We start from the raw sequence: 11234 nt of genomic DNA on the forward strand, positions 1-11234 counted from the left end.
GCCGTTATGCGATCACCGGCCTACGCCCGGTGCAATACGCACCGGCTGCTTGATACGGGCGCGGACTTGCTGGTAGATCGGAATGTCTTCCTTCGCTTCCAACGTCACAGCGAGCCCGTAGGGAATGACAGCATCAAGGCGTGCAGTCGCGTCCTTTTTGCAGGTGACGCGAATGCGCAAGGTCTCGCCGTCCTCGAAGGCCTGAATTTGCTTCTTGCCTTCGAGCACTTCATGCTGCACGGTGCCACGCTCCACCTGATTGTGATCACCGTCCTGACGATCCAGTTTAAGGATCTGACTGGACCAGTTTCCCCCTCCGGGCTCTAGCGTCAGCTTGGCTTCTCGAAGATTGCGGTGGTACGGATTGATTGGTGTCAGCCAAGCGAGAGTCACGACAAACCGCCGCCAAATCCTTTGGGAAGAAAAACCGGGAGGGATGGGGAAGGCGTATTCATGTACCTCGTTTTCCCGAATTTCTCCGCAGCCCAAAACGGTTGCTCGCTGGGCAGTGCAGGTCAGCACACGCTCGATATCCATGGCTCCATAGCCAAGGTAGCGCGTGATAACTTGCTTGAACTGGCGAGAGTTGCGCGCGTCTTTCAGCGCTTGTTCGATGTGTTGCTTGCCAGCGTCGTCTTGCTTAGCCCCATGTACCAGTAGCGCCTTCATCAGCACCGACATCAACGTCTCGGGAATATCCTCCCCCTCCTCGTTGCGTAGTCTGTCCAGCATGTCGTACAGCCGTACCGCACCTCGTGTGGCCAGCGCCGTCGCGTTGCTGGTTCCACGCCAGAAGGCTTCGTTGTTCAAAACGCCTTGCTGTCTGCTGTCCAGCGCAACTTTTTGACCTGGTCCGACGATGGAGTTGTCGACGCTGTACAGGGTAGATCTAGCTAGCACAGGGGCGTTGTAGAGTTGCCGCCCTCCGGGCATGAGGATGTCAGGCTTTATGGAGCGTTTAAAACCAAAACCCAGACGGGTCGCAGGACTGAACAGAGTTTGCGAAGGCAGCACATCGACACGCTGGCCAAATTGCGGATATGCATCTCCAGAATCATCAGCATGAGCGGCTCCTACCGTAATGGCATTCATCGCTTCTGCCGGCGAAAGCAGACGCCGGGAAGTCAAGCTATTTGATATCGCGTTAACGGTGGAGCTTATCTTCTCTCCATCAGAAAGAGCAGCGAACTGCTGCTGATTGAGTCCGATATCAATCACGTCGCAGTAGTTGCCCGCGCTGACGCAGAACAGCACGCGGTGGCGATAGGCCAACCAATCGAGTAACCGTGCCCAAGGACTTGGCGTATGGATAAATTCCCGCGCTGTATCACCAATGGAAAGATTGATGACCTTGACTGTAGGCGCTTGCGCGGGGACGTCGCCAGAGCCTTCGAACATGCGCCGAACGGCAATATGGATGCGGTCTTCAAAGAAAACGTCATCCGGCATATGTTCATCATGTTCGCGTGTCTGATGGTCAGGCTGCATCACCGGGATGCAATACAGTTTGTGCGGTAGCGGTTCGGACTCGGGATTGCTGCGATCCCCATGAAGAATCAAGGAAGCCATGGCAGTGCCATGCTTGCGCTCGCCAGGTTGATAAGTGGCCTCCAAGCCAAAGGTGTCATCAACCAGCAGTCGATCTTTCAGCGCTTCATGCAATTGCAATGGAGCGCCATCAAGGAGCGCTGCGACAGGAGGAAGGTCACTGACACTTTCGGGGAACGCAGCCGGCTCTCCCTCGCCCTCCTCAGAAACCGCCAGGCTTTGCCCGGTAGGGCGGAAATACATGATGCCGGCGAATTTGAACAGTTCGATGTCGATATCAGCTCCATCTGCAGCTACTTGATGGAGCAGCGATTGAATGGCGTGAGCAGGCAATTCGGCCTTGACCGCATGGAATGCGATCTGAGGCATATCAAGGAACGCCGAAAGCGTTAGGCCTCCGAGGCCTTCAAGCAATGAACGAATTGCTGCTTCATTATTTCGACGCTTCTCAGCCCTCTTGCGGTAGAAAAGCTCAATCTGAAATCTGACCTTCTCTTCGGGATCAAGGGGTTCAAGCAGGTCCTGCCAGCGGTCGATCATTCCTGTTTCGACCAATGTCTCCTCAATGCCCCAGCGCCTCAGCACGTTCAATTGCTCGAAAACGGCTTTCCACTTTGTTTTTCCGTGGGGCAGGCTTTTATGGGCTTTCCATTGCTCCCAAAGCGCGAGAATCTCTTGCAAGCCAGCCATGTTGCTCATGGCCAGAAACATGCGACCGCTCAGCGGCTTAACCGCAGGTTGACCGGCAGCATCTCGCTCATGGAAGCCTTCATCCTCAGCCTCCAGGTCGTCGATTTCCGTCTCTCCCAGCCACTCCAGGCCAGCCGCTTCAACGGCTTGTCTGAAGTCGTCCAGGCGTCCAACGATCTCAATGACCAGGACCATTTCAGGTTCGAGCCCGGCCAGTGCGCCAGTCAGGCTGGCCTGATAGCGTGCGAAGTCTTCTTCCAGATGCTCGATCTGTCTTCCAATACGGGCTACCTGGGCGCCATGGCCGGGCAAATTCTGTTTCCCCGGTGGAAATCCATTGCCCTTTTCTGGCTGTAGAATTCGCTTCTCAGGAAAAACCAGCAACGGCAAGTACTCATCAGGCATACCCCCTCCTTGTGCCTTATTCGTCTGATGCTTCTTTATTGGCAGGTTTCAAGCGTTTCTTCCACTGCTCTAACCTGGAAGAGACGATGGTGCTGGCGTCATCCACTTTTTGATCCAAGACCGCCCTCCGGACTACTCCCAGACAGAACTCTTCCACCTCTGAAAAACTGAGGCCTAAAAGCCTTTTTGCGACGGTCTCAGCGGCTAAACCAAAATTGACTTTGCTGCGTTCGCTGATCGAGGCGACGAACGCGGTCAACTGCGCGCGGGTGGGTAGTGGAAGTTCCAGTCGAACCTGAAAGCGCCGCCAAACGGCCCTATCCAAAAGCTCTGGGTGATTGCTAGCAGCAACGACCACCACATAATCCGGAAGGTCATCGAGTTGAAGCAACAAAGAGCTGACGACACGCTTGATCTCTCCCGTTTCGTGTGTGTCTCCTCGCTCTTTTCCCAATGTCTCGAATTCGTCGAAGAACAACACGCAGCGCCGCGTTCTGGCGTAGTCGAGAAGTGCCTTCAAACGAACAGAGGTCTCCCCCAGATAACTGCCAATCAATGATTCATAACGCACAACGATCAGCGGCACCATCAACTCAAATGCTAACGCTTCAGCAACCGATGTTTTGCCGTTCCCCGGCGTCCCAGCCAACAGGACTCGGTGCCTAGGGCTCAGACCATGAGCATGTAGTAACTCAGTGCGATGCTGTTCCTCGACAACTTCCCGCAATTGCTCGCGGATACTATCAGCGAGCACCAAGCTTTCCATCGAGCGTTCCGGTGTCAACTCAGCAACCAAATCCTTTGGCGCGACACCTCCGGCCTGCGTGTGGCGCGCCGTTGGCATGGACGATTGGAACAAGGTTGCCTGATGAGAGGACGCGCGCAATGCCTTTTCCAAGCGCTCGGCCAGGATTCGGTGTCCTTTGCCACGCTCTTCTTGAATCAAGGCTTCGGTCGACTTTCGGAAAGACGGTTGGTCGCCGCTGCTGGCTGCTTTTACCAGGGCGACCAAGGTATCAGCTTGCGCCATGTGGGTTCACCTTGATGAAATATTTGGGTGGCACTGTCGTGCGTTGATAGAGTGCCTGTTGTATAGCTGTTGGGCTCATGTCGTTCATTTCTAACTCACGCAGGCCAATACAGCCGCTTCAACGGAACAATCCGTTTAGTTTCGGCGTCGGTCGCGTCGTAGTGCTCGACTAGTGCGCGGACCACGTGGTCCAGTGTCCACATCGCCAGCGGAATAGAGGCGCGGTCGGCTTCATATTGGGCGTCCTTGGTGAAACCGCCCGTGCTGACATACAGCCCGCGATCATCCTTATGGCGGCCGCCGAGGAAGCTGCGAATCTCCTGGCTTCCCATCTGTCCCTTGCGATGCTTGACCTCCACGACGATGCGCGGGTGTTCGAAGCCGAAGCCGTCCGGCGACGCCACGATGTCCTTCCCACGGTCGGAGCCAGGCGGCGAGACTTGGGTCTTGTAGCCCATGGCGCGCAGGATGCCGGCAACTAGCTGCTGCATGTCATCCCAGTCCAGTTCGTTGACCCGATCCTTGATGCGTTCCAGCGCTTGGGACTCGATGTCGGCCAATGGATCGGCGATGACTTCCTCGGCTTCATCTTCCACGACTGGAGCTGGTTTACCCTTCAGCGCCGCCAGCACTTCGGCTGCCGCGCTGGACGGCACCTCGAACAGGGTCAGAGTCGAACCCAGGCTGTTCTTTGTGCTGGTGCCCAAGCTGTCGCGTGGCAACTCCTGCACTTGCCACTGGATCTTGCGTGCCAATGGCATGCCTTGTTCGGCCCACTCAGGGTGGTGTTCGGCTGGTCCTGTGACCTTGCCGATCGAGTACAGGCGATTGGCTGGCGAATAGGTGATGACCCAGTCGCCATTCTGGATGTCGTTGACGAAACGCCAGACCTGGGATGCACCCGATACCACTGTGCCTTGTTTTGCCTGTGGCTCAGCAGACTGGTACAGGGCGATCAACTGCTTGCGCCCGACACCGGGTTTGGCATGGGCTGCCAATTGATTCCAGCCCACGGCAGCCACGCCGCGTTCTCGAAAGGCGTCATACAAGCTGCCGCCTTCGCCGCGCACCATCCACATCCGTGCCATTGCATACCCTCTCTTATTCGTAGCCATCAATCCAGCACCACCAGAAACTCAGTCGCCAGCGCAGTCGGCTGAACATCCCGAACATTGCGCTGCAGCGATACCAGGCCGTAATCGGCCATCATTCTCAGAGTGCGTGACAGGTTCGGCACCTTGCGGCCGCTGAGTTCGGCAAGTTCGGTCAGGGACTTGGGTTGTTTGTCATGGATCAGGCGCAGCAGGCGGCGGTTGTCGTCCGACAGCACCGCTGCCAGTGATGCCAGCGAGGGAAACCAAATACTGGGCGTTTCGCTTCCCTTCAGTGGCGAACCGTCTGGCTGTCGGATACCCACAATGCAGCGCTTCATGATCGCGAATCCAATGACACGTTGATTCAGTATTGTATCAGTATCTGATAATCATCGTCGATCACAAATGCCTGCCATAAAGGAAAAGGCAGGGGTCAGAGAATGGCAATCAATGGGCAACGGCCCTACCCCAAAAGGGAAAAGGCCGCCAGCGCCCCGGACGGACTCACACCACCAAATTGGCCGATGGTGCCAACCCGTCGATGTAATCCGCCCACGCCTGCAACATCTCCCGCCGCTGCTCGGCATACTCCGCCCGGTTGTAGACGCCACGCACGCCGCCAATGGTGTGGTTCAGCGCCTTTTCCACTACATCCGAAGGCCAGCCCTGCTCGTGCAGCAGAGTCGAAGCAGTTCGCCGCAAGTCATGGATGGTGAAGGCGGGGATCTCCTGCCCCTGCAATGACACCTTTAGCGCCTGGTTCAGCGCATTGTTGGCGAAGGGCTTGGCCAGGGTGCCACGACCCGGCAACACCCAAATGCTGCTGCTGGCCAGCGGCTTGAGTTCCTTGAACAGCGTCTGCGCCTGGGTGGACAGGTAGACGATGTGCGGCTTGCCGGTCTTGGAGTTTTCCACCGGGATGTGCCATTCGCCTTCGTCCAGATGCACGTCCTTCCACTGCGCCAGCATCAGTTCCGACTTGCGCACCAGGGTCATCAGGATCAGTTGGAAAGCGATCTTGAACTGGCGGCGGATGTTGGAGGTCTGCATGGCGCGCAGGAACTGCCGGATCTCGTCCGGCGTTAGCGCCCGGTCGCGGGCGGCGGCGCGGTAGACGTGGCGCATCGGCAGGGCCATCACCGGGTTGGCCTGGATCAGGCCGCAGGTCAGCGCGTAGTCGAACATGCGCTTGAGCAGGCCGCGCACTTGGCCAGCGGCGGCGTCGAAGCCTTGTTCCTTCTTGCGCCAGATGACGCTGCGCACGTCCTCGGCGGTGATGTCCCGGATCGGCTTGTTGCCGATGTGCGGCAGGATGTCCTTTTCCAGGTAGCGGCGCGGCATGGTCACGTTCTTGCGGTCGCGTGACTGGATGTCCTTGAAGAAGCGTTCGGCGAATTCGGCCACGGTGGCGTCTTCTGCGCCGGCTACCTTGGCTTGCTGCTTCTTCTTTGCCGGCGATTCGCCCATTGCCACTTGCTGGGCCGCCTCATCCCGTTTCAGGCGAGCATTCTTCAGCGTCAGCGCGGGGTATTTGCCCAGCGTCAGCTTCTCGTACTTGCCATTCAGGCGGTAGCGGTAACGCCAGACGATGCCCCAGGTCGGAAACACTTCCACATGAAGCCCCCGGTCGTCGGTGACCGTGTAGGTCTTGTCCCTGGGCTTGAGCGCCTTGAGTGCGTTGTCGGTCAGTGCCATCTCATCCTCCGTATGTCCAAGTAGAGGGATGAAAGCAATCAGCCAGCTACTTGGAGCTAAACTTGGACATAAAAGTGAGCAGCTTTGACTGTATCACCAAATCATTCAGCAGACAAAAATCCCTTTATTTATACGGCTTACAGGCACATCAGCAGACTTTGATGGATGTCCCTGGACACTATCTCACTTCCCGATGCAGAAGCTGGAGAAAATACGGCCAAGAAGGTCATCGGAGGTAAATTCCCCCGTAATTTCGCTGAGTGCCTGCTGAGCCAGCCTCAGTTCTTCGGCCAGTAGTTCTCCTGCGTGAGCGCTTACCAACTGATCTTTTCCCTGAACCAGATGCTGAGCGGCCTGTTCCAGTGCCTGTAAATGGCGGCGGCGCGCCAGAAAGCCGCCTTCAGTGTTGCTGGTGAATCCCATGCTTTGTTTGAGATGATCGCGCAGGGTATCAATTCCTTCACCGGTACGAGCGGATAGCCGAATAAGTGAGTAAGCATTTACCTCTTCAAAACCCAGCGTTTCACCGGTAATGTCGGCTTTATTGCGTACCACGGTAATGGGCAGTGTTTTCGGTAAGCGTGCGATAAACTCCGGCCAGATTGCCGATGGCTCTATAGCATCCGTTGTGGTGCCATCCACCATAAATAGCACACGGTCTGCCTGTTCAATTTCCTGCCAGGCGCGTTCAATACCGATGCGTTCCACTTCATCGTGGGCATCGCGCAGGCCGGCGGTATCAATGATATGCAGCGGCATGCCGTCGATATGGATATGCTCACGCAAAACATCGCGGGTTGTGCCGGCAATGTCGGTCACGATAGCGGCTTCTCTACCGGCTAACGCATTGAGCAGACTGGATTTACCAGCGTTCGGGCGACCGGCGATCACCACCTTCATTCCTTCGCGCAGCAGAGTGCCTTGATGTGCCTCGGCTGTTACTGCATCCAGATCGTCCATCACATTATTGAGCTGCGTTTCAATTTTGCCATCGGAGAGAAAATCGATCTCTTCATCGGGGAAATCAATGGCCGCTTCAACGTAAATCCTGAGATGCGTCAACGCGTCAACCAGATGATTGATGCGGGCGGAAAATGCCCCCTGTAATGAATTGAGCGCAGAGCGGGCTGCCTGTTCGGAACTGGCGTCAATCAGATCGGCGATGGCTTCCGCCTGTGCCAGATCGAGCTTATCGTTAAGGAAAGCGCGCTCGGAGAACTCGCCGGGGCGGGCAATCCGCACGTCAGGCAGTGTCAGAATGCGTTGCAGGAGCAAATCAAGAATGACCGGGCCGCCGTGCCCCTGTAGTTCGAGTACGTCTTCACCAGTAAAGGAGTGAGGGCCGGGAAACCACAGCGCTATTCCCTGATCGAGCGGCGTTCCGTCGACACCCTGGAACGGCAGATAGTCGGCATAACGCGGTCTGGGAAGTTTGCCCAAAACGGCTTGGGCTACGGCGGATGCCGCTGGCCCGGAAACACGCAAAATACCCACGCCGCCGCGTCCCGGTGGCGTGGCTTGGGCTACGATGGTGTCGGTATGGCTCATGGTTGTCTCTCTGAACGTATTAAAATACGCCGGAAGCGTTTTTTAATATCGCCTCGCGACGGCCTATAAGGTGGCGCACGTTATAAAAAATAAGGCGGTCATTGACCGCCTTATTCTCATTATTTATGTGGCAATCTCGTGATTATTTCTTCTCGCGGCTATGCAAGCCCCGTTTCTCCAAACCACGGTAGATCAACTGCTGCTGAATGATTGTCACCAGGTTGCTGACGATATAGTACAGCACCAGACCAGATGGGAACCACAGGAAGAACACGGTAAAAATAACTGGCATATAAGTCATGATCTTCTGCTGCATCGGATCGGTGACGGTGGTCGGCGACATCTTCTGAATGAAGAACATCGTCACGCCCATCAGAATCGGCAGAATGTAGTACGGGTCTTGCGCGGACAGGTCATGAATCCATAGCGCGAACGGTGCATGACGCAGTTCAACGGAGCCCATCAGCATGTAGTAAAGCGCCAGAAAGATGGGCATCTGAACCAACAGCGGAAAGCAGCCGCCCAGCGGGTTAACTTTCTCAGACTTATACAGCGCCATCATTTCCTGACTCATGCGCTGTTTGTCATCACCGATGCGCTCACGCATTGCCGTCAGCTTGGGCTGCAACATACGCATTTTCGCCATGGAGGTGTATTGCGCTTTGGTCAGCGGATACATGATACCGCGCACGATAAAGGTGATGGCGATAATGGAGAAGCCCCAGTTGCCAATAAAGCCGTGCAGGAATTTCAGCAGCTTAAACAGCGGCTGAGAAATAAACCACAGCCAGCCGTAATCCACGGTCAGATCCAGATGCGGCGCGACAGCGGCCATCCTGTCCTGAATTTCCGGGCCAACCCACAGGGTGGCGTTCAGGTTTTGCTGACTGCCCGCCGGTACGACAACCGGTGAGGATTTGAAGCCGATAGCCGCCTGTCCATTGCCCAACCGGGACGAATAAAATGTGTTGTTGCCTGCGGTTGTCGGTATCCATGCGGTAGCAAAATATTGTTGCAGCATGGCGACCCAGCCGCCGCTGGTGGTGATGTTCAGGTTCTCATCCATGTCGCTGAAGCTGTATTTTTTGTATTTGTCTTCACTGGAAGAGAATGCGGCGCCACGATAAGTATGCAGGGCAAAGTTGCTGCTGCCGGTATCACGATGCTCGGGGAGATCAATAGATTGCTTCAATTGGCCGAACAGGGTCAGCTCCAGCGGCTGTGCGCTGGCGTTGTTGACGCTGTAGTCAACGTTCAGCGCATAGTCACCGCGTTTAAGAACAAACGTTTTCGTGTAGGTGACACCGTCCGCCGCGGTGTAAGTCATCGGAATACGCAGTTCGTTTTGACCTTCGGCCAGTTCAAAGTGATCTTGGGTGACGGTAAACAATGGACGCGGCCCATTCGCCGGGTTATCCGGGCCGTTCTTGCCGGTCAGACCGCTTTGCGCCTGATAGACGAACTCGGGAGTGGTTTCCAGCAGCAGGAAAGGGTTATCTGAACCCAACGTGTCCGGGTAAGCCAGCAGGTATGCTTGCTCGATGTCGCCACCACGGGTATTGATGGTCAGAGACAACACGTCGGTTTTCACTTTGATTAGCTGACCTTGACCGCTGGCCGGTACGCCCTGATTGGTAGCATCACCAGGAGCTGCATTCGTCGCCTGCTGTATGGCCTGCGTGGTCGCCGGCGGATTTTTGTCCGTTTCCCAGGCTTGCCAGATCATAAAGGTCACGAATAGCAGAGCGATGAGAAGAAGATTGCGTTGCGAATCCATCGTTAATGTTCTCTGTTATTGTCGGTTTTTGGCGGTACGGGGTCATCACCACCAGGGTTCAAAGGGTGGCATTTTAATACGCGTTTGAGCGTCAACCAACTGCCTTTTATCATGCCGAACCTGCGTATCGCCTCGATTCCGTATTGTGAGCACGTTGGCCGGAACCGGCAATGTGGTCCAAGTAACGGACTGATAACGAATTGATAACCACGTATCAACCCGATCAGCAGTCGGGAGCCAAACGACAGTGCCGACGCCATAGTTTTTCCAACGCTTCCGTCAGTGTTCGATTGTCCAGTTCGGACACCCCTTTTTTCGCAATCACCACAAAATCCATTGATGGCAATGAATGTTGATGCAGGCGAAAGCTTTCGCGTGTCAGGCGTTTAATCCGATTGCGTTCATGAGCACGTTTGACATGCTTTTTAGCGACGGTAAGACCGATGCGGGGATGCCCCAGCGTATTCAGGCGGCCGAGGATAGTAATTTGCGGCGTGCCAGCCCGTTGCGGCTGCTGGAAGACGAAAGTGAAATGACTGGGAGTTAACAAACGTAACTCCCTGGGAAAAGCGAGCTTAACCACTCGGCGGGTTAGCTTTTATTACTTAGAAACAGTCAGACGAGTACGGCCTTTCGCACGACGGCGGGCCAGAACCTGACGACCATTTTTGGTGGCCATACGAGCACGGAAACCATGGCTACGGTTACGCTTCAATACGGACGGTTGGAAAGTGCGTTTCATGGCGATTTCTACCTAAACTTGGATAATTAACGGTTTATTCCTGCTCCTGCTGGCGCGGGGAACAAACACAACTTCACAGTAAACGCGTTTGGCTACTCGGCGTGAAAAAGACCGACGCCTCAATCGCATATGACTATCATATATAACTGAAGAGGCGGGATTGTAATAATTGTACAGTCCTGAGTCAATTAACATCACGCTTCACATGCCAGCCATTCCAATTATTTTTTGGATTTCTGTCTGGCCGAGCACAGAAAACAGGCAAGACGCGAGGGCAGGGAATTATACGGACTCTATAATAAAGCGCAAGGATCGCGATCATGATCGCTTCGGCGAGATCATGATCGAGGTCACCGTAGCGATCGTGTTCTCAGGGTTATTCTTAATCCCATTCCGCACAGCCAGACATAAGGTTATTAGAATCTGATCTATACCGTATGTCACAGAGAGCTACTATAAGAATAGCCTGTGGATAAAAAGGATCAAAACTGTGCGGAAGGGGAGGATCTCTTCTCGGGATTAGGTTATGATCCGCCGTCCCGTTAGCGATCTTTACTTCGGGATCGTCACGGTAAACCGCTTAGGCAACGCGGTGTGCCTGTCTTCCATGCGATGTGGTGGGAGAGGGTGCCAAAATCATGAGTCACATAAATAACGTTTCTTATTCTTTTCTTTTTGATCGTTCTTGTTCGAGTGGAGTCCGCC

10 protein-coding genes are annotated in these 11234 nt (G+C 55.1%); all 10 read right to left on the bottom strand.

The features are described 5' to 3' along the window. Positions 1-12 precede the first annotated feature (12 nt). Positions 13-2643, bottom strand: a complete 2631-nt coding sequence (locus tag EH207_RS17990; protein ID WP_137715200.1) for a S8 family peptidase — start codon at positions 2641-2643, stop codon at positions 13-15. Positions 2644-2659: 16 nt separating this feature from the next. Continuing rightward, positions 2660-3673 carry an AAA family ATPase gene (locus EH207_RS17995; RefSeq protein ID WP_137715201.1) on the bottom strand — a complete coding sequence of 338 codons (1014 nt, stop codon included), beginning with the start codon at positions 3671-3673 and terminating at the stop codon, positions 2660-2662. A gap of 95 nt (positions 3674-3768) precedes the next feature. Next, positions 3769-4752 (bottom strand): restriction endonuclease, encoded by a 984-nt coding sequence (locus tag EH207_RS18000; RefSeq protein WP_217496137.1) that lies wholly within the window; start codon positions 4750-4752, stop codon positions 3769-3771. Between the two features lie 35 nt (positions 4753-4787). Further along, a complete protein-coding gene (locus tag EH207_RS18005; protein WP_137715203.1) occupies positions 4788-5105 on the bottom strand; it encodes an HVO_A0114 family putative DNA-binding protein in 318 nt (105 codons plus the stop codon). 166 nt (positions 5106-5271) lie between these two features. Beyond that, positions 5272-6462, bottom strand: a complete 1191-nt coding sequence (locus tag EH207_RS18010) for a tyrosine-type recombinase/integrase (protein WP_137715204.1) — start codon at positions 6460-6462, stop codon at positions 5272-5274. A gap of 183 nt (positions 6463-6645) precedes the next feature. Continuing rightward, positions 6646-8010 carry a tRNA uridine-5-carboxymethylaminomethyl(34) synthesis GTPase MnmE gene (mnmE, locus tag EH207_RS18015; protein ID WP_137715205.1) on the bottom strand — a complete coding sequence of 455 codons (1365 nt, stop codon included), beginning with the start codon at positions 8008-8010 and terminating at the stop codon, positions 6646-6648. Positions 8011-8152: 142 nt separating this feature from the next. Further along, the gene (yidC, locus tag EH207_RS18020) at positions 8153-9787 is read right to left on the bottom strand and encodes a membrane protein insertase YidC (RefSeq protein WP_137715206.1); all 1635 of its coding nucleotides are present in this window, start codon (positions 9785-9787) and stop codon (positions 8153-8155) included. Between the two features lie 2 nt (positions 9788-9789). Further along, entirely contained in the window at positions 9790-10047 is a 258-nt protein-coding gene (yidD, locus tag EH207_RS18025; protein WP_137715207.1) for a membrane protein insertion efficiency factor YidD, read from the bottom strand. Beyond that, on the bottom strand, positions 10011-10370 hold the full coding sequence (gene rnpA / locus EH207_RS18030; protein WP_137715208.1) for a ribonuclease P protein component: 360 nt from the start codon (positions 10368-10370) through the stop codon (positions 10011-10013). Before rnpA ends, yidD begins: the two co-directional genes overlap by 37 nt. Before the next feature lie 18 nt (positions 10371-10388). Then, entirely contained in the window at positions 10389-10529 is a 141-nt protein-coding gene (gene rpmH, locus EH207_RS18035; RefSeq protein ID WP_004093983.1) for a 50S ribosomal protein L34, read from the bottom strand. Positions 10530-11234 lie beyond the last annotated feature (705 nt).

The sequence above is a fragment of the Brenneria rubrifaciens genome (genome assembly GCF_005484945.1).
Taxonomy (GTDB): Bacteria; Pseudomonadota; Gammaproteobacteria; order Enterobacterales; family Enterobacteriaceae; genus Brenneria; species Brenneria rubrifaciens.

Bases quoted from the DNA above. Each gene is read 5' to 3' on its own strand.
- EH207_RS17990 (WP_137715200.1), bottom strand. From the start codon at position 2,643: ATGCCTGATGAGTACTTGCCGTTGCTGGTTTTTCCTGAGAAGCGAATT.
- EH207_RS17995 (WP_137715201.1), bottom strand. From the start codon at position 3,673: ATGGCGCAAGCTGATACCTTGGTCGCCCTGGTAAAAGCAGCCAGCAGC.
- EH207_RS18000 (WP_217496137.1), bottom strand. From the start codon at position 4,752: ATGTGGATGGTGCGCGGCGAAGGCGGCAGCTTGTATGACGCCTTTCGA.
- EH207_RS18005 (WP_137715203.1), bottom strand. From the start codon at position 5,105: ATGAAGCGCTGCATTGTGGGTATCCGACAGCCAGACGGTTCGCCACTG.
- EH207_RS18010 (WP_137715204.1), bottom strand. From the start codon at position 6,462: ATGGCACTGACCGACAACGCACTCAAGGCGCTCAAGCCCAGGGACAAG.
- mnmE (WP_137715205.1), bottom strand. From the start codon at position 8,010: ATGAGCCATACCGACACCATCGTAGCCCAAGCCACGCCACCGGGACGC.
- yidC (WP_137715206.1), bottom strand. From the start codon at position 9,787: ATGGATTCGCAACGCAATCTTCTTCTCATCGCTCTGCTATTCGTGACC.
- yidD (WP_137715207.1), bottom strand. From the start codon at position 10,047: ATGGCGTCGGCACTGTCGTTTGGCTCCCGACTGCTGATCGGGTTGATA.
- rpmH (WP_004093983.1), bottom strand. From the start codon at position 10,529: ATGAAACGCACTTTCCAACCGTCCGTATTGAAGCGTAACCGTAGCCAT.